General features: G+C 72.0%; 14 protein-coding genes and 2 tRNA genes. 6 read left to right on the top strand and 10 right to left on the bottom strand.

Annotated features, from left to right (window positions below; translation table 11 throughout):
* Positions 1-14 precede the first annotated feature (14 nt).
* The gene (locus DFJ67_RS00245) at positions 15-542 is read right to left on the bottom strand and encodes an excalibur calcium-binding domain-containing protein (RefSeq protein WP_170215702.1); all 528 of its coding nucleotides are present in this window, start codon (positions 540-542) and stop codon (positions 15-17) included.
* 186 nt (positions 543-728) lie between these two features.
* Here DFJ67_RS00245 and DFJ67_RS00240 point away from each other — a divergent pair, with 186 nt between their 5' ends.
* Positions 729-1466, top strand: coding sequence for an SDR family oxidoreductase (locus DFJ67_RS00240; protein ID WP_116066005.1), 738 nt, complete (start codon positions 729-731; stop codon positions 1464-1466).
* Here DFJ67_RS00240 and DFJ67_RS00235 read toward each other — a convergent pair.
* Positions 1463-4708 (bottom strand): hypothetical protein, encoded by a 3246-nt coding sequence (locus DFJ67_RS00235; RefSeq protein WP_116066004.1) that lies wholly within the window; start codon positions 4706-4708, stop codon positions 1463-1465. The genes DFJ67_RS00240 and DFJ67_RS00235 overlap by 4 nt on opposite strands.
* Positions 4709-4916: 208 nt before the next feature.
* Between DFJ67_RS00235 and DFJ67_RS00230 the strand changes: the two genes are divergently transcribed.
* The 3 genes from DFJ67_RS00230 to DFJ67_RS00220 all read left to right on the top strand — a co-directional run bounded on the left by DFJ67_RS00230 (position 4917) and on the right by DFJ67_RS00220 (position 9669).
* Complete coding sequence (locus tag DFJ67_RS00230; protein WP_116066003.1) at positions 4917-5639, top strand: DUF6293 family protein; 723 nt, start codon at positions 4917-4919, stop codon at positions 5637-5639.
* A 4-nt stretch (positions 5640-5643) separates the two neighbouring features.
* The gene (locus tag DFJ67_RS43570) at positions 5644-9315 is read left to right on the top strand and encodes a helicase HerA domain-containing protein (RefSeq protein ID WP_116066002.1); all 3672 of its coding nucleotides are present in this window, start codon (positions 5644-5646) and stop codon (positions 9313-9315) included.
* A gap of 280 nt (positions 9316-9595) precedes the next feature.
* A tRNA-Leu gene (locus tag DFJ67_RS00220) sits at positions 9596-9669 on the top strand.
* Between the two features lie 114 nt (positions 9670-9783).
* On the opposite strand, the gene DFJ67_RS00215 is transcribed toward DFJ67_RS00220, so the two are convergent.
* Positions 9784-10155 carry a hypothetical protein gene (locus DFJ67_RS00215; protein ID WP_116066001.1) on the bottom strand — a complete coding sequence of 124 codons (372 nt, stop codon included), beginning with the start codon at positions 10153-10155 and terminating at the stop codon, positions 9784-9786.
* Positions 10156-10269: 114 nt separating this feature from the next.
* Between DFJ67_RS00215 and DFJ67_RS00210 the strand changes: the two genes are divergently transcribed.
* A tRNA-Ile gene (locus DFJ67_RS00210) sits at positions 10270-10346 on the top strand.
* A 251-nt stretch (positions 10347-10597) separates the two neighbouring features.
* On the opposite strand, the gene DFJ67_RS00205 is transcribed toward DFJ67_RS00210, so the two are convergent.
* The 7 genes from DFJ67_RS00205 to dnaK form a co-directional block, all read right to left on the bottom strand.
* Complete coding sequence (locus DFJ67_RS00205; RefSeq protein ID WP_116066000.1) at positions 10598-11713, bottom strand: hypothetical protein; 1116 nt, start codon at positions 11711-11713, stop codon at positions 10598-10600.
* Between the two features lie 189 nt (positions 11714-11902).
* Positions 11903-13582, bottom strand: coding sequence for an FAD-dependent oxidoreductase (locus DFJ67_RS00200; RefSeq protein ID WP_116065999.1), 1680 nt, complete (start codon positions 13580-13582; stop codon positions 11903-11905).
* On the bottom strand, positions 13579-16212 hold the full coding sequence (gene clpB / locus DFJ67_RS00195; RefSeq protein ID WP_116065998.1) for an ATP-dependent chaperone ClpB: 2634 nt from the start codon (positions 16210-16212) through the stop codon (positions 13579-13581). Before clpB ends, DFJ67_RS00200 begins: the two co-directional genes overlap by 4 nt.
* A complete protein-coding gene (locus DFJ67_RS00190) occupies positions 16194-16499 on the bottom strand; it encodes a chaperone modulator CbpM (RefSeq protein WP_116065997.1) in 306 nt (101 codons plus the stop codon). Before DFJ67_RS00190 ends, clpB begins: the two co-directional genes overlap by 19 nt.
* Positions 16484-17422, bottom strand: a complete 939-nt coding sequence (locus DFJ67_RS00185; RefSeq protein ID WP_116065996.1) for a DnaJ C-terminal domain-containing protein — start codon at positions 17420-17422, stop codon at positions 16484-16486. The genes DFJ67_RS00190 and DFJ67_RS00185 overlap by 16 nt, the downstream gene beginning before the upstream one ends.
* Before the next feature lie 4 nt (positions 17423-17426).
* On the bottom strand, positions 17427-17954 hold the full coding sequence (locus DFJ67_RS00180; RefSeq protein WP_116065995.1) for a nucleotide exchange factor GrpE: 528 nt from the start codon (positions 17952-17954) through the stop codon (positions 17427-17429).
* Between the two features lie 7 nt (positions 17955-17961).
* Positions 17962-19878 carry a molecular chaperone DnaK gene (gene dnaK, locus DFJ67_RS00175; RefSeq protein ID WP_116075399.1) on the bottom strand — a complete coding sequence of 639 codons (1917 nt, stop codon included), beginning with the start codon at positions 19876-19878 and terminating at the stop codon, positions 17962-17964.
* Positions 19879-20072: 194 nt separating this feature from the next.
* On the opposite strand from dnaK, the gene DFJ67_RS00170 reads away from it, so the two are divergent.
* Positions 20073-22571: a winged helix-turn-helix domain-containing protein gene (locus DFJ67_RS00170; RefSeq protein ID WP_116065994.1), complete on the top strand. Its 2499-nt coding sequence runs from the start codon at positions 20073-20075 to the stop codon at positions 22569-22571.
* The last annotated feature ends 49 nt before the right edge of the window (positions 22572-22620 follow it).

Here is a 22620-nt window from a genome sequence, read left to right as displayed (position 1 = left end):
CGTTCTCTTCGACCCTATTCGCAGACCACGCCGTCGTCGTCGGCATCGGGATACCAGCCGTACTCGGTCTCGCCCCGCCGGTAGGGCCCGTAGTGGTGCTGCCTGGCCTGCTGGCAGGTGCCGAAGCGGGGGTCGGTGAGCGACGTGTCGCCGGTCGTCGGCTTGTGGCCGAGGCGCGGCGCGACGGTGGCGGTCGCCTCCCGCTCGACCACCGCGCGGCCGGCGGTTTCGGTCGGTCCCGACGGGGCTGGTCGGCTGGTTGCTGGGCCTGATCCGGGCACCGCGACAGTCGCCTGCGGTAGGGCCGGTTCGCCGGCCTCGGTCGGCGCGGCGGTCGCGCCCGCGCGGTCCGTGCCGCTCGCGGCAGGCTGGACCAGCGTCGCCGGCCGGTGACCCGCGGCGTCGCCGGAAGGCAGCAGCGCGATGAATCCGGCGGCGCCGAGCAGGCACAGCACCAGGGCCGTGCCGAAGATCGCGCCGAGCCGCCGCAGCGGGGAGAGCCGGGTGAACCAGTTCGGCGCGGCCGGCTGCGGGTAGGACATCGCGCCAGTCTCCTCGCGGCACCTCGACACCGGCATGGGTCGACCCGGCCATCCACTGTGGCGAGCGGCCGGACCCCCGCGATGAACGTCCCGTGACCGGGACCATTTGGCGGTGGGACCGGCTGACAGCCGGTGGCATCGGGCGGACCGGGGCCCAGGTCGGGAGTTTTAGGGGACAATCCGGTCATGGGCGACGTTCTGGTGACCGGCGGCACCGGCAACCTCGGCCGGATCGTGGTCGCCAAGCTGCGCGAGGCCGGCCACGACGTCGTGGTGCTCAGCCGGCGCCCCCAGCCCGGCCACTCCGTCCGCGGTGACCTGCGCACCGGCCAGGGCATCCCGGCCGCCGTCGCCGGCGTCGACACGATCCTCCACCTGGCCACCGCGCCGCGCGGTGACGCCGAGGCCTGCTCCCGGCTGATCGCGGCGGCGATCGAGGCCGGCGGCGCGCACCTGGTCTTCACCTCGATCGTCGGGGTCGACCGGATCCCGCTGCGCTACTACGAGGCGAAGAAGGAGTGCGAGCGGCTGATCGAGACCTCCGGCCTGCCGTTCACGATCCAGCGCGCCACGCAGTTCCACGCGCTGGTGTTCCGCCTGTTCGCCGCCCAGCGCCGGATGCCGCTGCTGGTCGCGCCCACGTGCGACTTCCAGCCCGTGCACATGCGCGACGTCGCCGACCGCCTGGTCGAGCACGTTTCCGCCGGACCGCGCGAGCGGGTGCCGGAGATCGGCGGCCCGGAGGTCCGCTCGGCCCGGTCGCTGGCGCAGTCCTACCTCGCCGCGGCCAACCGGCGCCGCAAGATCGCCGCGATAGGCCTGCCGGGCCGGATCTTCGCCGGCTTCCGCGCCGGTGCCAACCTGACCCCGAACCACGCCGACGGCACGCTGACCTTCGAGGACTACCTGGACGAGCGCCTCTAGAAGCTCAGGGCCAGCAGGCCGCGATCGAGGCCGAGCACCAGCGTTCCGGCGACGGCGGCGCAGGCCAGGGCCCGGTGGTGCACCGGGATCGTGCGTACGCAGTCGCCGGTGGCCGGGTCCCAGAGCCGCACCGTGCGGTCGAGGCTGGCCGAGACGACCAACTCGCGGCCACCGCCGGCGGGCAGCGCGCACACTCCGGTCACCGCGGCCGTGTGCCCGCTGAGCACGTGCCCGGGCCGGCCGTCGGCGGGCTGCCAGAGCCGGACCGTGCGGTCGGCGCTGCCGGAGACCAGCAGGTCCCAGCCGTCGACGCTGACCGTGCACAGCGCGTTGACCGCGTCGGTGTGTGTCAACTGCTGCCAGAGCGTGCGGCCGTCCTGATCCCAGAGCCGCACGGTGCCGTCCTTGTCGGCGGAGGCCAGCACCGGCCGGTCGCCGACGGTCGCCGCGGTCAGCGCGGTCACCCAGTTGCGGTGGCCGAGCAGGACACCGCGCGGGCTCCCGTCGTGCGGGTTCCACAGCCGGACGGTGGCGTCGTCGGCGGCGCTCGCCAGCAGCATCCGGCCGCCACCGCCGACCGCGCAGACCGCGTTGACCCGCTCGTGGTGGTCGGCCAGTTCCGCGCCGCGCGAGCCGTCGCGCAGGTCGAACAGGCGCACGACGTGGTCGTCGCCGGCGGCCGCCACCAGTGGCACCGTCGCGTCGGGCAGTGCGCAGACCGCGCTGACCGGCCCCTCGCGGGCCGACAGTTCGGCGAGGGCGGCGCCGGTCGCCGGGTCCCAGAACCGCACCGACCCGTCGGCGCCGCCGGACGCGACCGCGGTGCGATCACCCCACGGCACCGCCTGGACGCTGACCACCGGGCCGAGCCGGCCACCGTCGAACACCGACTCGGCCTGCCGGGTGACCGGGTCCCACAGCCGCACGGTGCCGTCGTCGCCGGCGGTGGCGAGCAGGTCGCGGTCGCGTACCCGCAGCGCGCACAACGCCCGGATCCAGCTCACGTCGCCGTGCAGGCTCGGCCGCGGCTCGCCGCTGCGCGCCTCCCACAGGTGCAGCACGCCGGTCTCGTCGGTCGCGGCCAGCAGCACGGTGCCGTCGACCTCGACCGTGCACAGGTCGGTGAGCGGCCCGGCGTGCGGCTCGATCGCCCCGAGCAGCCCGCCGGTCAGCGGGTTCCACAGCCGGACCACGCCGTCGTAGCCGGCCGACGCCAGCGCCACCCCGCCGTCGACCCGCACCGCGCACAGGGTGGTCGCCCAGCCGTCGTGCGCGACGACCGCGTTCATGTTCTCGCCGGTCACCGGGTCCCAGAGCGCGATGACCCCCTCGAAGCCGGTCGACGCGACCAGGCCGTGCGGCCCGACCGGCAGGTGGGTGACCGCCGTGACCCAGCCGCCAAAACCGGTCAGGGTGTGCACCAGCGTCCCGTCGACAGGATTCCACAACCGCACCGTGCGGTCGTCGCCCGCGCTCGCCAGCAGCGTCGGACCGCCGGGCACGGGCACCGCGCACAGGTTGCGGACCCAACCGGAATGACCCGACAGGGTACGCAGGTGCGCGCCCGTGCCGGCGTTCCAGACGATGATCGCGCCGTCGTGGCCGGCCGTGGCGAGCAGCGTGCCGTCGTCGACCTCGATCGCCCACATCCCGCGGACGCAGTCGGTGTGCCCGTCGAGCACGCGTTCGACCCGGCCGGTGAGCGGGTCCCAGATGCGCACGGTGCCGTCGTCGCCACCGGAGGCCAGGAAATTGCGACCATCCAGGGGTACGGAGCAGACGTCGTACACCGCGTCGGAATGTCCCTCGAGGACCGTGCGCTCCAGCCGTGGCGGCGTGTGCGCCCAGCGCGCCCGGTAGGCGGCGTCGTCGGCCTGCATCCCGCTGCCCAGCCGGTCGATCCGGTCGACGACCGAGAACAGCGCCGCCCGCTCGGCCGGCGGCGCGGTCGCGGCCAGCGGCGTGCGCTGGAGCAGCCGCACCCGGGCCCGGCCCTCCGGGGTGTCGGCCGCCTCGGCCGCGACCAGCAGCCGGCCCAGGTCGGCGTTGAGCACGTAGGCGTCGTCGTTGAGCAGCGTGTCGACCAGACCGGCGCGGGCCGCGTGGCGGGCCAGCGAGCGGCGCAGGTAGTCGGGCACGACCGTCCACCCGGTCGCGTGGCCGTGCCGGATCCAGGCGTAGAGCAGGTCGCGCTCGTCGTCGGGCCGGGCGGTGGTCGTCGCGCGGGTCGCCAGCAGCGCCTCGTTGAGGGCCTGATGACAGAGCCGGTAGCCGGCCGGCGTGCTCTCCACCAGGAAGGCGGCGGCCGGGGTGCGGGCGAAGGCGCCCAGGTCGTCGTCGGTCACCCGGCCGCCGAGCGCCTCGACGGCCACCCGCCAGACCGAAAGCGGCAGACCCGGCGGCTCGGCGAAGGCCAACGCGGTCAGCGCCAGCCGCGCCGAGGTGGCGCCGGCCGGCGAGATGCCCGGCAGGTAGGTGTCGAGCGCGGCGGTCACCGTCGCGGTGAACGCCACCGTGCCCGGGTCGATGGGAACGCCGTCGTTGAGCCCGTGCCCGCGCGCGACCAGGCCGGCGACGAGGAAGTTGGCCTTGGCCAGCGCGGCGATCCGGCGCGCCACCGGGCCGGCGACGGCCACGTCCGCGTAGGGGTTGCCGGCGCGCTCGTCGCCGGCCTGCCACAGCGTGGCCAGCGCGTGGCCGGCCAGGTCGAGTTCGTTGAAGTAGTCGGGGTCGTCGAGGTCGACCACCTCGGCGCCGGCGCCGAACTCGCCGATCAGGTCACCCTGCTCGTCGGCCCGCCGGGTGCCGGCGACGACCCGCACCCCGTGCCCCGCGAGCGGCAGGATCACCTCGTGGATCAGCTCCCGGGCCTCCGCCGGGGTGACCGCCTCGTCGACCGCGTCGAGCACCAGGTCGAGCCGGCCGGCGGCCAGCCGCTCGCGCAGGTGCCGGAGCAGGTCGCCGGGGACGCGCGGGTCGGCGGTGCCCGCCGCGCGGGCGATCTCGGTCGCCACCTCGAGCGCGTCTTTGCCCCGGGCACTGACCAGGAGGCCCGCGTCGCTGTCGACCTGGCCGAGGACGGCCGACTTGCCGGCGCCGGGTGCGCCGGTCACCACCAGCGGGCGGCGGTCGGGTGCGGTCTGGTCGAGCCAGTCGCCGATCGCCCGCAGGGCGGCGCCGCGGCCCCGGAAGTGGGCGCCGCGTTCGGTCTCCGCCGCGAGGGTGGTCGGCGCGGCGCTCATGGATGGCAATCGTGCCCGCGCTGGGATTCTTAGGCAATATCGGTACCGCAACTCGTCCGAACGGTTGTCCGGGTGATGCGTTATGGGCAGGGCCAATGGAGATCCACACACGACAGTGGTGTCGGATATCGGAAAACCCACCCGGCACCTTGCCACCCTCGTCAGGGCCTCGGCAGAATCGGACTCCCCGCCCTGAGGAGTCGTCGGCATGGCCGAGAAGGACCTGACGTTCGCCCAACTCTGCCTGCTGATCACGCTCATGGGCGAGGCGCGTGAAGTCCCGCACGCCCACCTCACCAACGTCCGCAAGATCAAACTCGACACGAAATACCGCCGCGACCTCGAAGAGCGGAAGTTGATCACCGCGCGCAAGGCCGGTCGCGGGCTGTCGGTCGAGCTGACCGAGCAGGGGTGGGCGGTGGCCCGGGCCCAGTTCGGCAGCCCCACGCCCGAGCGCGGCGGCGCGGGTGGCGCGGCGCTCTACACGATGCTGGCCAGCATCGGGCGCTACTTCGACCGCTCCGACCTGGCGCCCGCCGAGTTCTTCCTGCCGCTGGACGTTGATGGGGCGGCCACCGAACTCGCGGTCGCTGACGGCGCGGCCGCCGACCGCGACGTCGTGGCCACCGGTCGGGGCGGCGCTGCCGGCCTCGATGCCGCGGCGGCCGGCGCTGACCTCGCGGTGCTGATTCGCGACGCGTACACGGAGATCGCTTTGAGGCCCGGTGAGATGGTGTCGCTCGCGGCGCTGCGCCCGCGACTGGCCGGCGCGGCCCGGCCCGATGTCGACGCGGCGCTGGTCGCGCTGAGCAGCGCACCCGACGTGCGGATCATTCCGGAGTCCAACCAGAAGACGCTCTCCCCGGCCCAGCGCGAGGCCGCCGTCAGCATCGGCAACCAGGACCGGCACCTGATCGCCATCGGCGTCTGAGCCCATGAACGAAGCCGAGCGGAAGGCACTCAAGGCACTCCGGTTCAACTGGGCGCCGACGCCCGACGACGTGTGGCGGCAGCCGCCGTTCCACGTCGAGGGGTTGCACCGCGAGGCGCTCCAGGTGATCCTCGACAGCTTCGACGACGCCGACCGCAGCGCCGACTCGAGCCCGGTCGGCGTCGCCGTGCTGGGGCAGCGGGGGAGTGGCAAGACCCACCTGCTCGGTTCCGTACGCCAGCACGTCCAGGCCGGCGGCGGCTACTTCTTCCTGGTCAGCCTGCTGGAGGCGAGCGCGTTCTGGCGCAGCGCCGCGCTGTCGATCCTCGACGGTCTCAACCGGGAGACCGCCGACCAGGAGAGCCAGCTCAAGACCTTCCTGCGCCGGCTGGCCGACCTGATCGGCGCACCCCGGGCACTGCGCCGCGCGGTGATCGGCGAGGCCGAGCTGTCCCGGCCGGTCCTCGACGCGTTCGTCGACCTGCTGCGCAAGCACAACAGGCAAGTCGGCATCGACTGCCAGGACACCGCCCGGGCGCTCGTGCTCCAGGCCGCCGAGAAGCTGGGTGACCAGGACGTCGGCTACGAGTTCCTGTGCTCCAACGACGAGCTCGAGCCGGGCCAGCGGGCCGCCTGGGGCATGCGCCGGGCGCGGCGTTCGGCGCAGGAGATCGTCCGCGACATCTCCCGCCTGCTCGCGCTGACCGGCCCGACGGTGATCGCCGTCGACCAGATCGACCTGCTGATCAACCAGGCCGCCAAGTCGCTCCAGGGCCGGGGTCAGCTGGAGTGGCGCGAGGCCCTCCTGCTGGAGCAGATCGCCGGCGGCCTGATGTCGCTGCGCGAGACCACCCGGCGCACCCTGTCGGTCGTCGCCTGCCTCGACGAGTCGTGGGCGCTGGTCAAGACCCAGGCCACCGACACGGTGCAGGACCGCTTCCGCGAGGCCGTGCAGCTCAAGCAGATCCCGACGGCGGAGCTGGGCCGCGAGCTGATCAGCCGGCGCTTCGCGACACCCTTCGCGGACCAGGGCTTCACCCCGCCCTACCCGACCTGGCCGGTGCGCCCACCGGCGTTCGCCGAGTCGATCCAGTTCACCCCGCGCGAGCTGCTGCGGGCCATCGACTCACACGTGCGGGCCTGCTTGCGCGACGGTGAGGTACGCGAGCTGAGCCGCCTGGTGCACACCGGCCCGTCGCCTGGCCCGGTGCTCGCGGAGCAGCCCCCGGCCGGCGAACTCGCTTCGCTGGACGCCCGCTTCGCGGCGCTGCTGGCCGCCGCGGACCCGGCGCCGGCCCTCGACCCGGCGACCGAGGACGCCGTCGTGCCAGCGTTGCTGGAGGCCGGTCTGACGGCATGGATCGGCGAGCGCGGCGCATCCGGCGAGCTGTTCGGCCTCGACCCGCTGCCGGGCAACAAGCCGGCGCTGCACGGTCGGCTGCGGCGCAGCCTCGACGAACGCACCGAAGACGAGGCGCACTGGGCGTTCCGGGCGATCGGGGCCCGGCACCACACGGCGGCCCTCAACCGGATCCGCAACGCCAGCACGGCGGCGGGCCTGACCGAGGGCGTGGCCAAACGCAAGCTCTTCGTGCTGCGCAACCTGCCGTGGTCGGGCGGCGCGCGGACGACCGAGGTGATCGAGACGTTCAGCCTCGCCGGCGGGCGCACGCTCGCGTTCCCGGAAAGCGACGTCGCCATCCTGGTGGCGTTGCGGGAGCTGCTCCGGGAGCGGGGCTACGAGACGCTCCGGCCGTGGTTCGCGGCCCGCCGCCCGACCGAGGCGATCGCCTTCCTGCGCGCGGCGCTGGGGGTCGACGGCGACGACGCTGCCCGCGAGTCTGAGCCGCCGTATCCGGCCGAGGGGGTCCTGCCCTTCTCGCCGGCCCGGGCAGGCGATTCGGGCCTGCCGGCTCGGGCAGGCGATTCCGGCCTGCCGGCTCGGGCAGGCGATTCCGCTCCGCCAGCTCGCGCGGGCGAGCCCGGCCTGTCAGATCGCGGCGAGCCGTTCCAGCCGGGTCGGGCGGGCGAGCCGGTCAGGTCGGTTGGGGCCGACCAGCCGTTCCGGCCGGATGGCCCGGGCGCGCCCGCCCAGCATTTCCAGCAGGGCGGACCAGCCGCACCCGGCGAGCCGTTCCAGCCGGGTCGGCCGGGCGCGCCCGCCCAGCATTTCCAGCAGGGCGGACCAGCCGCACCCGGCGAGCCGTTCCAGCCGGGTCGGCCGGGCGCGCCCGCCGAGCTTTTCCCGCCGGGTGGCCCGGGCGCACCCGCCCAGCTTTTCCCGCCGGATGGGCCGGGCGCACCCGCCCAGGCGTTCCCACCGGGTCGCCCGGGGCATCCGGCAGAGCCGGGTCGGCCAGGCGAGCAGGTCCGGTCGGTCGACGCGGACCAGGAGGCCCGGCCGTCTCGGCCGCTGCGGCTGGTCTCGCCACCTGCGGGCGTACCCGATGCGGATCTTGATGTTGTTCTTGGTTCGCATGACGGGCGGTCGGTCGGGGTTGGGCTGGAGGCGTTGCGGCGGCACGTGGCGATCTTCGCCGGGTCCGGGTCCGGGAAGACGGTGCTGATCCGGCGGCTGGTCGAGGAGTGCGCGCTGCGGGGTGTGTCGGCGATCGTGCTCGACCCCAACAACGACCTGGCGCGGCTCGGTGATCCGTGGCCGGAGCGGCCGGCGCACTGGGACGCGGCCGAGGCCGCCCGGGCCGACGAATACCTGCGCAACACCGACGTCGTGGTCTGGACCCCGCGGCGGGCGGCGGGCCGACCGTTGAGCTTCCAGCCGCTGCCCGACTTCGCTGCCATCGCCGACGACGCGGACGCGTTCGCCGCCGGCGTCGACGCGGCCATGGCGTCGCTCGCGCCGCGGGCCAAGGTCGACGGCGCGACCGCCAAGGCCCGGATCGGCAATGCGGTGCTGCGGGAGGCATTGACCGGGTACGCCCGAGCCAAGCGCAGCGACCTGCGCGAGTTCGTCAGCCATCTGACCCAGCTGCCGGAAGGCGCCAGCGAGCTCGACAACGCACCCCGGATCGCCAACGAGATCGGTCAGCTCCTGCGCGCGACGATGGTCAGCGACCCGCTCTTCGGCGGCGACGGCGCGCCGCTCGACCCGGGCGAGCTGTTGCGGCCGAAGCCGGGCTACCGGGCGCGGGTCTCGGTGATCAGCTTCGTCGGCCTGCCCGACGACGAGCAGCGGCAGAGCTTCGTCAACCAACTGCAACTCGCGCTCTTCGCCTGGATCAAGCGCCATCCGGCCGGCGACCGCCCGCTCGGCGGCCTGTTCGTGATGGACGAGGCGCAGACCCTCGCCCCGTCCGGCGTGATGACCGCGTGCACCCAGAGCACGCTGGCGCTGGCGTCGCAGGCCCGCAAATACGGGCTCGGCCTGGTCTTCGCCACCCAGGCGCCGAAGGGCCTGCACAACCGGATCCCCGGCAACGCCGCCACGCAGCTTTTCGGCCTGCTCAACAGCCCGGCCCAGATCGCCGCCGCGCGGGAGATGGCGCGCGCCAAGGGCAGCGACATCGCCGACGTGGCCCGGCTGCGCACCGGCCAGTTCTACGCCGCCATCGAGGGCGCCGAGTTCGTCAAACTCCAGGCCCCGCTGTGCCTGAGCCACCACCCGAAGAGCCCGCTCACCACCGAAGAGGTTCTGGCCCGCGCACATGGCGAATAAATAAAGCCATTGCATTGGTACGGCTGTTGGATCTACATTTATTGCTGTACTCGGAAGCCAACGACGAGGGAGAACGAGGAGACCATGAAGTTGTACGCGACAAAAGCTGACAACGGCCGACTCCTGTGCCCCGCCGTTGAGCTCGTGTGGGATAGGTGGCTCCACTAGGCGCTGACCAGCGTCAACGCCGCCCATCCCGGTCAGGGATAGGCGGCTTTTTCATTTCCTGACTTCTTTCCAGCTCGCCCATTTCTGTTTATGGGCCGAGCCGATTCCGCACGCCCGGGTAGCCCAATTGGAAGAGGCCGCCGGCTCAGAACCGGTGGGTTGCAGGTTCGACTCCTGTCCCGGGCACACGTGTGCCCAACTCTCTGTCCACCGTGCCCAGCCTTCAGAAAGGAGGCGTCATGTTCGTCATCATCCCGGCGCGTCCGGGCTGGCCCGACGGTCCGCAACGGGGCGCCTGACTCACCCGAGTTCGGCGCCCCACAGCCACCGCCAGCGGGCGAGTTGGCTGATGCTGGCCGCGACCACCAGCACGGCGACCAGCACCGCCACCCAGGCCGGCCACGCGAAGGCGGCGGCGACCACCGCGACGACAAACTGGAGCAGCGTGAGCAGGATCGTCCCGATCCCCGGCACGGCGACGATCACGTTGGTCTTGTCACCGGGCGTCGACAGCAAGGTCGGCAGCCCGATCAACACGACCACCGCACCGACGGCCGCCCACGGCGACCACCCCCAGAGCGCCCACGGTGCCGCCACCCAGGCCACGACCTCGGTCAGAAACCGCAGCGCCGTACCCAACGTCGGGTCCGGCGCCTTTTCTTGATCAACCACCGGTGGAGCCTCGCACGCGCCGCCGTCCGGCGTCGCACCGGCGGGTCGCGTGCGCCTGCTGTGGTCGCGGACAGGGCCCGCAGGATACGATCCCGGCGCCGGTCCCGCCGGCACGGGGCCGTAGCTCAGCCGGTTAGAGCAGGGGACTCATAATCCCTCGGTCGCGGGTTCGAGCCCCGCCGGCCCCACCAATGTGGCAGTGCGCGAACCGCAGTCGGACCGCCTGGCCGACTGCGCGAGCGTCTGCAGGCGACGAACAACGTCGTCTACTCCGCGACCCTGGGGTCTCGACGCCAAGACTCGGCTCGGGGCTGCGTGGGCTTCGAAGGCCGGGCTGGTTGACGGGTACTGCCTGTTCGTCTGGACCGTGACCGTCGGTGCGGCTAAGCGGGTAGCAACCTGACCGCAGTGGGCGACCTTGGCCGCGACGCACCATGGTGGGTTAGCCGTCCCTCTCGTCCCGCCAGCCTCCGGGTTCGGGATGGTAGCCGTACGCGGCGGCTCGCACAGTTTTCTCGTCCTCCAGACCGGAGCCGATCGCGCCGCCGACCGTGGCCAGAGAGCTGATGATCCAGGCCAGGTTCAGGTAGTCGACGATATGGACCGGCCGCTGCAGGGTTTGTTCCAGCACGGATGTGTCGATCAGCAGCGCCGCGGCGAGCACTGTTCCGGCGAAGAGCACGAGGTAGGACATTGCCGTGGCCAGGGTGAGGGTGAGGGTCGTACCCAGGTTGAACAGCCGGGCCAGCTCAGGTGAGGTCTCGTTGTCGGGTTTCTCCCAGAGGTCGTGGGCGACGATCAGCCAGGCCACCAGCGCGGCCAGTCCGAGCACCATGATCGCCGCCAGGCGGAGCGCGCCGAGCGCATCGCCCATCTGCCAGATGGTATTGGTGGTGAGCGCGAACGCGGCCGTGCCGAACGCGCCCACCAGCAGCTTGGACAGGCCGAGCAGAGCGCGCCCTGGGCGGTTGGCCCTGACCATCCCGGCCACCAGGCGCACCCGGCCGGCCAGCCGCGAGGCGACGTACCGCAGTTCCCCGGCGTCGCCGTCGCCCGTGTCAACCACCCGGCGGATGGCGGCGACCCGGATTGCCAGCTCCGCTGGCGACCAGCCGGCTGGCGGGATCCGCACATCGGGCGCGTTGGTGAGTAGCCGGCTGACCAGGTCCGGAACAACCGCCCGGACGGCTCGCAGTTGACGCAGTCCCAGCGCGGGCAGGCACACCACCGCCACCCGGCGGCGGACGGAGGTCTGTGCGACCAACGGCACCCGCTCGGTGTGCAGCGGCAGGTCAGTGAGGCAGATCGCAACGTCCCACCGGTCGTCGGTGCGCCGGCGCGCAAGATCGTCAAGCAGCGCCTCGACGCCGCCGGTGCGGCGCGGCGCCACCTCACCCCAGCCTTCCCGGACCGTCCACCGCACATCGGCGTCCACCCGCTCGGCGAGCCGGTCGGCAAGCTCGGTCGCCAACCGCGCGACGACTCGGGCGGGGTAGTCAGGCGGGGTTGCCACCAGTCCGACCACAATCTCCGGCCGGTGATGTTCACTGCGGGTCATCGGCGCTCCTACCGGTGGCCGGGCACAAGTTTCCGCATCGACGTGCCTGATCCGGACGCACGCGTGCCCCGGCTTGTCGGGGTCAGGATAGTGCCGCCCGGGCACCTGAAAGCCCGGCCGCTGCCAGTGTTGAACAGCGAAACCGACCCGCCCCGCGAAATGCGGTGGTGTTCGGCAATCGCGCCGGCGTTATCGAGTGGGCGACCCAGTTCCGCTGCGCTGGGCTACCGGGGGCGGGGCAGATCTGCCGCTGCGCAGCTCGTGGATCACGCGGACCGCCATCGCGCCTTCACCGACCGCGGACGCGACCCGCTTGATCGAGCCGCTGCGCACGTCGCCGACCGCCAGCACGCCGGGCCGGCTCGTCTCCAGAATCGTCGCCCCACCGCTCGCGTCCGGCCCGGTGCGCACGTACCCGCGTTCGTCGAGGGCCAGCGAGTCGGCCAGCCAACCCGTGCAGGGCTCGGCGCCGATGAACACGAACAACACCGAGACCGGCAGGGTACGCCGTTCGCCTTTGTTCTCGATCACCGCGGAGGCCAGCCGGCCGCGGTCGCCGTCCAGCTCGCGGACTTCGGCCTCGGTGACCACCTCTACATTGGGCAGCCGCGCGATCTGGTCGACCAGGTAGCGGGACATGTCCCGGCCGAGGTCGGCATGGCGGATCACTAGGTAGACCTTGGAGGCGTGCCTGGAGAGGAAGACTGTCGCCTGGCCCGCCGAGTTGCCGCCGCCGATGATCGCCACCTCCCGGCTGTCGCAGGCGCCGGCCTCGGTGATCGTCGCGGCGTAGTAGACGCTGGTCCCCTCGAACTCGGCAAGCCGGTCAACGTCCAGCCTCCGGTAGCGGGCACCGGTCGCCACGACCACGGCGCCGCAATGCAGGCGGGTGCCGTCGTCGAGGCGTACGACATGGTTGACGTCGCCGCTGTCCAGGCCGGCCGCCTCGGCCGGGACGGTGAACGTGGCACCGAACTTGCGGGCCTGCACCGCGGCGCGGTCGGCGAGTTCCGCGCCCGAGATGCCCGCGGGGAAGCCCAGATAGTTCTCGATCCGCGACGAGGTCGCCGCCTGGCCGCCGGTCGCCACCGCGTCGACCACCACGGTCCGCAGCCCTTCGGACGCGCCGTAGACCGCCGCCGCCAGCCCGGCCGGCCCAGCGCCCACGACGACGAGATCGCAGTGCGGCTCGTCGCCGTCGAACGCGCGCAGCCCGGCCAGCTCGGCCAGCTCCGCGTTCGACGGGTTGCGCAGCACCCGGTGTTGCCAGATCACCACCGGGGTGTCGTCCGGCGCGATCGACAGCTCCCGCAGCAGCCGCTCGGCCTGGGCATCCTCCTCCAGGTCGATCCAGGTGTGTGGGACCCGGTTGCGCGCGGCCAGTTCCCGCAGCCGCTTGGTGTCCGGGCTGAACCGGGAACTGATGATGGTGATCCCGGCGATGCTGCTCAGCAACCGCTCACGCCGGGCAACGAAGCCACTGAGCAGCAGGTCGCCGAGGCGGACGTCCTGCCGGGCCGCCTCGTGCAGCGCGGAGACCGGCACCTCGACCAGCTCGCCGTCCGCGGCGACCACCGCCGTCACGAACGACGGCTGGCCGGTGAGCAGGCCGAGCTCGTCGAGGAAGCGGCCGGCGCCGTGCATCTCGACCACCCGTTCCTGGTCGCCGCCGTAGTCTTCCACCACGGCGACCAGCCCAGAGGTGACCACGAAGAAGGGGCGGTTCCGCTGGCCTTCGCGGAACAGCACCTCGCCCGCGCTGGCGTGGCGGCGTCGTCCGAACCCGGCGAGGTGCTCGATCTGCTCCGGGGACAGCCGAGCGAAGGCCCCACCGTGGTCCGGGCTCTCGGCCACCCAGTCGCCGTTCACTGGGCGACCCCCTGTGCCTGGTGGGCGGTCACGAAGTCGACCAGCAACTCGCCGTCGCGGGCGTCCACCCGAACCGTTGGCTCCGGCGGCAGGTCGCCGGCGAGCAGTGCACGCCCGATCTGAGTCTCCACCTCGTGTGCGATGTACCGGCGCAACGGTCGGGCGCCGTACACGGGGTCGAAGCCGCGTTCGGCGATCAGCCGCCGGCCGGGTTCGGTGATCTCCAGTCCGAGACGCTGGTCGGCGAGGCGCTCTCGCAGGTCGGCGAACTGCAGGTCGACAATGTGCTCGATCTGGTCGAGGGTCAGCCGCTTGAACAGCACGATGTCATCAACCCGGTTGAGGAACTCCGGGCGGAAGTGGCCGCGCAGCTCGGCCATCACCTGGTCGCGGGTGGCCGGACCGATCTCGTTGGCGCCGGGGTCGGCGATCAAGAACTCGGCGCCGATGTTCGACGTCATGATCACTACGGTGTTTCGGAAGTCGACCCTGCGGCCCTGGGCATCGGTGATGCGGCCGTCGTCGAGGATCTGCAGCAATGTGTTGAACACGTCGGCGTGCGCCTTCTCGATCTCGTCGAACAGCACGACGGAGTACGGGTGGCGGCGCACCGCCTCGGTCAGCTGCCCGCCCTCCTCGTAGCCGACGTAGCCGGGCGGTGCGCCGACCAGTCGGCTGACCGTGTGCCGTTCCTGGTATTCGCTCATGTCCAGCCGGACAATGTTCTCGTCGCTGTCGAAGAGCGACCCGGCCAGCGCCCGCGCCAGCTCGGTCTTGCCGACGCCGGTGGGGCCAAGGAAGATGAACGACCCGATCGGGCGACGCGGGTCCTTGATGCCGGCACGCGCCCGGATGATCGCGTCGGCGACCGCCTGCACCGCCTCGTCCTGGCCAACGACCCGCTCGTGCAGCACCTCGTCGAGGCGCAGCAGCTTCTCCCGCTCGCCCTCCCGCAGCCGGGCCACCGGGATGCCGGTCCACACCGACACCACCTCGGCGATCTCCTCTTCGGTGACCACCTCACGCAGCAGCCGCTGGTCGCCCTGCTTGCCGGCGAGCCGCTCCTCCTCCGCCGCCAACCGGCGCTCCACCTCGGCGAGCCTGCCGTACCGCAGCTCGGCGGCACGGTTGAGGTCGTACTGCCGCTCCGCCTCCTCCACCTCGTGCCGGACCTGCTCCAGCTCGGCACGCAGTTCCTGCACCCGGCGGATGGCCTGCCGCTCGCCTTCCCATTGCGCCTTCTTCGCGTCGAGCTCGGCGCGCAGGTCGGCCAGTTCCCGGCGGAGCTGGTCGAGCCGGGCCAGCGACGCTGCGTCGTCCTCTTTGGACAGCGCGGCGTCCTCGATCTGCAGCCGCATCACCCGCCGGTTCAGCTCGTCGAGCTCAGCGGGCATCGAGTCGATCTCGGTACGGAGCCGAGCGCATGCCTCGTCAACCAGATCGATCGCCTTGTCGGGAAGGAACCGGTCGGAGATGTAGCGGTGGCTGAGGGTGGCCGCCGCCACGAGCGCGGCGTCGACGATCCGGACACCGTGGAACACCTCGAGGCGCTCCCTGAGCCCGCGCAGGATCGAGATGGTGTCCTCGACGGTCGGCTCGTCGACCATCACCGGCTGGAAGCGCCGCGCCAACGCGGCGTCCTTCTCGACATACCGACGGTACTCGTCGAGCGTCGTCGCGCCGATCATATGGAGCTCGCCGCGGGCCAGCATCGGCTTGAGCATGTTGCCGGCATCCATCCCGCCCTCGGCGGCACCCGCGCCGACGACAGTGTGGAGCTCGTCGATGAACAGCAGGATCTGCCCTGCCGCGGCGTCCACCTCGGAGAGAACCGCCTTGAGCCGCTCCTCGAACTCGCCGCGGTATTTGGCCCCGGCGACCAGGGAGCCCATGTCGAGCGCGAAGACGGTCTTGTCGCGCAGCCCGTCGGGCACGTCACCGTTGACGATCCGCTGGGCCAGGCCTTCCACGATCGCCGTCTTGCCGACGCCGGGATCGCCGATCAGGACCGGGTTGTTCTTCGACTTGCGGGACAGGATCTGCACGACCCGGCGGATTTCCCCGTCGCGCCCGGTGACGGGGTCGAGCCGGCCGGCGCGGGCATCGGCGATCAGGTCCCGGCCGTACTTGGCCAAGGCCTCGTAGGCCGCCTCCGGTGCCGGCGACGTGACACGCTGGTTGCCGCGGACGCGTTGCAGGGCGCCCAGCAGCGCGTCGCGGGTCGCGCCCCGGTCTGCCAGTAGCTTGCCGGCCGTGCCGGCATCCCCCTCGTCGACCAGAGCCAGCAGGAGGTGTTCGACGGAGACGTAGTCGTCCTTGAGACGTTTGGCCTCCGCGTCGGCCTGCTCCACCATCCGGGCCAGCCGTTGGGTGATGAAGACCTGTCCGGGTGCGCCTGCGGGTCCGGTCACCTTCGGCCGGCGGGAGAGCTCCTGTTCCAGCGCGTCACGCAGACCCACGACATCGGCGTCCAGACCGGACAGCAGCCGCGGTACGAGCCCATCGTTCTGATCGATGAGCGCCACCAACAGATGTTCGGCGTCTGCTTCGGTGTGCCCGTGCCGGGCAGCGACGCTCTGCGCCTCCTGGATCGCCTGCTGGGACCGTTCGGTCAGCCTGTTGGCGTCCACTGTGGTTCTCCTCCTTCATGCGCTGCTTCCAGCTCGTCGATACGGGCCAGCAGGTCGAGTACGACGCCGATCGCCGCGTAGTTAAGGGCCAGGCCCTCGTGTAGCCGTTGGACGCGGGCCATCGTGATTACCTCCGCCGGCGCCAGCCAAAGCCTCCCGGCCGCGTCGCGGTCGGCACGCAGCAGCCCGAGCGCCACAAACCGGCGCACCAGGTCCGGGTGCAGCCCACAGCGGGCAGCGAAGCCGTCGAGGCTGAGCATCGGACCGCGGATCAACGCGAATGCCATGCCGCACTCTCCCGTCGCGGATCGAAGGTGGACACCTTGGCCAGTTCTTCGAACAGGTCACGCTCACGCGGCGCCGGATCACGCGGGACCATCACCTTCACCACCGCGTAGAGGTCACCGGGCCGACCACCGGCGTTCGGCATGCCCTGGCCGCGCAGCCGCAGCCGGCGGCCCGAGGAACTGCCGGGTGGCACGGTCACCCTTGGCCGGCCACCGGGGCTGTCCACCGGCACCTCAGCGCCGAGCGCGCCCTCCCATGGCGCGATCGGCAGATCGACGATGACGTCGCGGCCGTCGAGCCGGAACCGCGGATCCGGCTCGATCCGCACGACCAGGTACAGGTCGCCGGCGGCACCCTGGCCGCGACCGGCCGCACCCTGGCCGGCCAGCCGGATCCGCTGACCGTCCACGACTCCGGCCGGGATGGTGACGTCGTACGAGCGCACGCCGCCCGGTCCGCGCAGGCTGATCGTCCGTCGCCCGCCCCGGTAGGCCTCTTCGACGGTCAAGGTCAGCTCGGCCTCGCGGTCGGCTCCGGCCGCGTCCGTCCACGATGGTCGGCGCCCGCTGCCCGCACGACCGCCGAAGAGATCGCCGAAGAGGTCGCCGATGTCGACGCCTCCGGTCTCGAAGGTCCACTCGCCATCCTCGCGCGACGGCCCGCCATCGCGTGGCCGCGCGGCGCCCTCGTACCCCTCCGGGATCTTTCGGAAGTCCGGGCCGAAGCGGTCGTAGCGTCGCCGGGTCTCGGGATCGGAGAGCACCTGGTACGCCTCGTTGATCTCCTTGAATCGGTCCTCGGCGTCCGGGGCCTTGCTGATGTCAGGGTGGTGGCGCCGGGCCAGCATCCGGAACGCCCGTTGCAGCTCGTCGGCGTCAGCGTCACGGTTCACGCCGAGGACGTCGTAGTAGTCCCGGGCCATCGGCTCACTCCCCGCCGGTTTGGGTGGCGACCGCGACGGTGGCGGGACGGAGCTGGCGGTCTCCGTCGCCGTAGCCCGGACGCAGGACCTCCACCACCGTGCCGGGCGGCACGTCCGGATCGGGCCGAGTCACCACCGCGTCGTGGCGGCGAGGGTCGAACGGCACACCGGTGTCGCCATAGCGCGGGAAGCCGAGCATGGCCAGCACGGCCACCGCCTGGTCACGGACCGCGCGCACACCCTGGATCACCGGGTCGTCGTCGTCGCTGGTGTGCCCGAGCGCGAGCTCGAGATTGTCGATCACCGGCAGCCACTGCGCGGACACCCGCGCCCGTTCCGCCTCGCGTTCGGCGGCCAGCTCCCGCGCATGCCGCTTGCGCACGTTGTCGAGGTCGGCCAGGGCCCGGCGCAACCGGTCCTCCAGGTCGAGCACCGCGGGATCGACGTGCTTCTCCGCAGGCGGCGCCGGCACGTCCACCGGATGTGCGCCGTTGCTGCCGTTCGGGGTGACGGGCTCATCGCCTGCGCGCATGGCTACCTCACCGTGGGGTGAAGTCGGCGTCGATCACGTCGTCGTCCGGACCCGGGCCACGGTCGTCGCCGGCCGCCTGCCCCGGTCCTGTACCCGGTCCGGCGTCGCCCGGTTCGGCACCGCCCTCGCCCGGCTGCCGGGCCATCAGGCCCTGCAACACCTGCTGCAGTTCGCCAGTCAACTCGCGGACCCGCTCCACCCCCGCCTCGTCTTGCAAGGCCTGCCGGGCGTCTGTGATCAACATCTCGGCGCGGGACCGTTCGTGGCTCGGTGCCGCGTCGCCCAGCTCGCCCAGCCGTCGTTCGGTCTGGTACGCCAGCGACTCCAGCATGTTGCGCGCGTCGACGAGCTCGCGAAGCTGGGCGTCCTCCTGCCGGTGCTGTTCGGCGTCGGTGACCATCCGCTCCACTTCGGACCGATCCAGGTTGCTGGTCTCGCTGATCGTGATCGTCTGCTCGGCACCGGTGTCCCGATCGCGGGCCGAGACGTTGAGGATCCCGTTCGCGTCGATGTCGAAGGTGACCTCGATCTGCGGCACGCCGCGCGGCGCCGGCCGGATGTTCTCCAGCCGGAACCGGCCGATCACCCGGTTGTCGGCGGCGCGCTCCCGTTCGCCCTGCAGCACCACGATGTCGACTGCGGTCTGGTTGTCCTCCGCGGTCGAGAAGGTCTCTGTCCGGCGTACCGGGATGGTGGTGTTTCGCTCGATCACCTTGCTCATCACACCGCCGAGCGTCTCCAGCCCTAGGGACAGCGGTGTGACGTCGAGCAGCAGCACGTCAGGCCCCGTACCGGTGAGCACGCTGGCCTGGACGGCGGCGCCGAGGGCGACCACCTCGTCCGGGTTGACCGACATGTTCGGCTCCTTGCCACCGGTGAGCCGGCGCACCAGTGCCTGCACGGCCGGAATCCTGGTCGAGCCGCCAACCAGGATGACCTCGTCGAGGTCGTTGTCGGTCACCTTCGCGTCGGCCATCGCCTGCCGTACCGGCTCCAACGTGCGCTCCACCAGGTCAGCGGTGAGCTGTTCGAACGTCGAGCGCGTCACGGTCGTCGTGAGGTGCTTGGGTCCGCCGGCGTCGGCCGTCAAGAAGGGGAGATTGACCTGCGTCTGGGTCACCGAGCTGAGCTCGACCTTGGCTTTCTCGGCCGCTTCGTAGAGCCGCTGCAGCGCCTGCGGATCTGTGCGTACGTCGATGCCCTGCTCTTGCTGGAACTGCCCCGCCAGGTGGTCGACCAGCCGCCGGTCGAAGTCGTCGCCGCCAAGGTGGGTGTCGCCCGAGGTGGCGCGAACTTCGACGACCCCGTCGCCGACATCGAGGATGCTCACGTCGAAGGTGCCGCCGCCGAGGTCGAAGACGAGAACCGTTTCGTGGCCCTTCTTGTCCAGACCGTAGGCGAGGGCAGCCGCGGTCGGCTCGTTGATGATCCGCAGAACCTCCAGGCCGGCGATCCGGCCGGCGTCCTTGGTAGCGGTGCGTTGCGCGTCGTTGAAGTAGGCGGGAACGGTGACCACCGCCTGGTTGACCTTCTCGCCGAGCGCCTTTGCCGCGTCGTCGACCAGCTTGCGCAGGATCTGCGCGCTGATCTCCTCCGGGGAGTACTGCTTGCCGCGCACGTCGAAGCGGGCTACGCCGTCGGGTCCGGCCACCACGTCGAAGGTGACGGTCCCCGCCTCTTGCTCCACCTCATCGAAGCGGCGCCCGATGAACCGCTTCGCCGAGTAGATGGTGCCCTTCGGGTTGAGAATCGCTTGCCGGCGGGCAAGCTGCCCGACCAGGCGTTCGCCGTTGTCGGTGAATGCGACCACCGAGGGGGTGGTCCGCGACCCTTCGGCATTGGGGATCACCGCCGGCTGTCCGCCTTCGAGCGCGGCGATCACCGAGTTGGTCGTGCCGAGATCGATTCCTACCGCCTTGGCCATCATGCGCTCCCGTTCGAGTTGGGTAGTTCACCTTCACCCTGCACGTGGCCCGGGTGAGTGCGTCTCCCCCGCAGTGGGCGACTCCCCGCACGACGACGCCCAGGTGCGTCGTTTGGGCGACGCGGAAGCGGGTAGCCACCCAACGGGTCCGGACGCCCGGGCCGGGCCCGTCGCTATGGGGCCGGAGGTCCGGCATGGTGTTGCTGCTGGCGAAGCTCGCGCCGCCGCCCAGGCCGGCCTATTTCTTGGAACGTCCCCATCTGCGCAAAGCGCTGGACCACGGCGCGGCGCGCACGCTCACCCTGCTGATCGCGCCGGCCGGATGGGGCAAGACCACGCTGCTGCGCTCGTGGGCCCGGACCCTGGCGGGTGAGCTGGGCACACCTGCCTGGCTGTCGGTGGAGCCGGGCGATCGCGGCAGCCAATTCCGGGCGTATCTGCACGCCGCGTTGCGTACCGCGTGCCCGGGCGCGGTCGCGGGGGTTCCGGCACCGGGCGCGGTCTCCGCCCGCACTTACTTCGAGCACCTCGCGGCGGGGCTCAGTCGCCTGTCCCGCCCCATCATCCTCATTCTCGACGACCTTCAAGAAGCGGACGAGGAGGCACTTGCGGGGTTGGAGTTCGCGGTCGGTCACGCATCCGGAAAACTGCACCTGGTCGCCGGCACCCAGGTGGAACCGACCCAGATGCTGCAACGCTGGCGGCTGAGCGGGGATCTGACCGAGCTGCGGGTCCGGGAGCTCGCGCTCACCCGCGACGAGACCGCCGAACTGCTACGGATGCACGGCGCGGCGGTAGCGACGGACGCTGTCGACGATGTCTGGGCACACACCGAGGGCTGGCCGGCCGGAGTGCGTCTCATCGCCCTCGACCTGCTGGACAGGCCTGGGCCCGCTGACTCGGCGGGAGAGGTCGCCGGTGCGCCGAACGCTGCGGTCGATTACCTGGTGACCGAGGTGTTGGAGAAACGGCTGTCCAGCATCCGCGAGGCGCTGCTCCGCAGCTCCGTGACCGACCAGCTCAGCGGGGGGTTGATCGACGCGCTCACCGGACGCACCGATGGCGCAGCCGTCCTCGCCGACCTCAACCGCTCGGACACCTATGTCGTGCCGACCGGGGCGACGCCGACCACCCACCGCTTCCACCGCATGTTTCGCGACGTGCTCCGCGCGGAGTTGGCGCGCCGCCACCCCGACCTGCTCGTTCCGCTGCACCGGCGGGCGGCGGCCTGGTTCGCGGCCAGCGGAATGCCTCGGCCGGCACTGCGGCACGCACTGCACGCCGGCGACCGGGACGCGGCCGTGGACCTGGTTCAGCGCTGCTGGCCCTGGCTGGGTGCGGCCGAGCATCCTGGCGAGACGGACGCCTGGGTCCCGGTTCCCACGGCCGCACCGGACGACGACCCGGCGCTGGCGCTGGCGTACGCAGCCGACCGGCTGGACCAGGACGAGCCCGGCCTGGGCGACGACGCACTGATGGCCGTCGCAGACCGATGCCCGCCACTGCGCCAGGCGGTGGACGCCTTCCAGATGTTCCGCGCCCAACGCAGCGGCGACCCGGTGGCCGTGTACGCGGCCGCGGGCTGGCTGCTCGACCAGATGGACTCGGCCGGCGAGCCTCACGGTCCCGGCGCGGATGCCGTCGCCGCGGTCGCGCTGACCGCGCGCGGCGCGGCCCAGCTCGAACTCGGCAGCGTCGCCGACGCCGAGGAGGACCTGTCGTCGGGCTGGTCAGCCGCCGAACAGGCCGGCCTGCACTGCCAGCAGATGATCTGCGCGAGTCGGCTCGCGCTGGTCCGAGCCGAACGCGGCGAACTGTCCGCGGCCCATCACGCGGCCGAGGCCGTGCGCCGTCTGGCACCCTGCCCGGGCCAGGCGCCGACCGTCCACTGCGCCCACGCCCACCTTGCGCTGGCGATCGTCGACGCGCAGCGCGATCTGGTCCCGGACGCCCTCGCCCACCTCGACGTCGCCGCCCGCGCCGGTGAACTCCTCCCGCCGCCGGACATCGCCGCACCAGCAGCGAGGCTCCGCGGCCAGCTTCACGACAGCGCCGCCATCCACGCAGCCCGCAGGCGCCCACCGGGGTATCGCCAGTCAGGGCCCGGAGATGACCAGCGCGAACCGGGCTCGGCCGTCAACGCGGCCCGGGCTCACCTCGACGACGGCGATCCCACCCGAGCGCTCGAGCTGCTACCGACCTGGGAATCCAGCCCGGACGGCGCGCTCGGGCTAGGGCTGCGGCTGGAGGCGGGCGTCGTCGCCGCTCTCGCGCACCGGGCAAGCGGCCACAGGAGAGAAGCGGCGCGGCTGCTGGAGAGCCTGCTGCGGATGGCCGAACCCGACGGCTACCGGCGGGTCTTCACCCGGGCCGGCCCACCACTGCGCGACCTGCTGCTGGACCACCTGGACTCCGGCACCGCGTACTGGACGACCGTGCACAGCCTGATCGGCGCGATGGGCGTGCCGGCGCGACCGCCGGCCCCACGACCGGCCATCTCCGTGCCGCTGACCGACCGCGAGCTCACAGTACTGCGTTACCTGCAGAGCATCCTGTCCAATGGGGAGATTGCCGCTGAGATGACCGTCTCCGTCAATACGGTCAAGACACACGTGCGCAGCATCTACCGCAAGCTCGACACCAATCACCGCCGCGAGGCCGTCCGCCGTGCCCGCGAGCTGCACCTGCTCTGAGGCTGCCCGTTGAGCACTGACCCTCACCCGGTGTGGGTGAACCGCATTC

Origin of the sequence: Asanoa ferruginea (assembly GCF_003387075.1) — a bacterium.
GTDB lineage: Bacteria > Actinomycetota > Actinomycetes > Mycobacteriales > Micromonosporaceae > Asanoa > Asanoa ferruginea.
The sequence above is the reverse complement of the archived record's forward strand: the minus strand, read 5'-3'. Positions and strand labels throughout refer to the sequence as shown.

Coding starts and splice junctions, on each gene's coding strand:
- DFJ67_RS00235 (WP_116066004.1), bottom strand. CDS start 4,708: ATGAGCGCCGCGCCGACCACCCTCGCGGCGGAGACCGAACGCGGCGCC.
- dnaK (WP_116075399.1), bottom strand. CDS start 19,878: ATGGCCAAGGCGGTAGGAATCGATCTCGGCACGACCAACTCGGTGATC.
- DFJ67_RS00180 (WP_116065995.1), bottom strand. CDS start 17,954: ATGCGCGCAGGCGATGAGCCCGTCACCCCGAACGGCAGCAACGGCGCA.
- DFJ67_RS00245 (WP_170215702.1), bottom strand. CDS start 542: ATGTCCTACCCGCAGCCGGCCGCGCCGAACTGGTTCACCCGGCTCTCC.
- DFJ67_RS00230 (WP_116066003.1), top strand. CDS start 4,917: ATGGCCGAGAAGGACCTGACGTTCGCCCAACTCTGCCTGCTGATCACG.
- DFJ67_RS00205 (WP_116066000.1), bottom strand. CDS start 11,713: ATGACCCGCAGTGAACATCACCGGCCGGAGATTGTGGTCGGACTGGTG.
- DFJ67_RS00170 (WP_116065994.1), top strand. CDS start 20,073: ATGGTGTTGCTGCTGGCGAAGCTCGCGCCGCCGCCCAGGCCGGCCTAT.
- DFJ67_RS00190 (WP_116065997.1), bottom strand. CDS start 16,499: ATGGCATTCGCGTTGATCCGCGGTCCGATGCTCAGCCTCGACGGCTTC.
- DFJ67_RS43570 (WP_116066002.1), top strand. CDS start 5,644: ATGAACGAAGCCGAGCGGAAGGCACTCAAGGCACTCCGGTTCAACTGG.
- DFJ67_RS00240 (WP_116066005.1), top strand. CDS start 729: ATGGGCGACGTTCTGGTGACCGGCGGCACCGGCAACCTCGGCCGGATC.
- DFJ67_RS00185 (WP_116065996.1), bottom strand. CDS start 17,422: ATGGCCCGGGACTACTACGACGTCCTCGGCGTGAACCGTGACGCTGAC.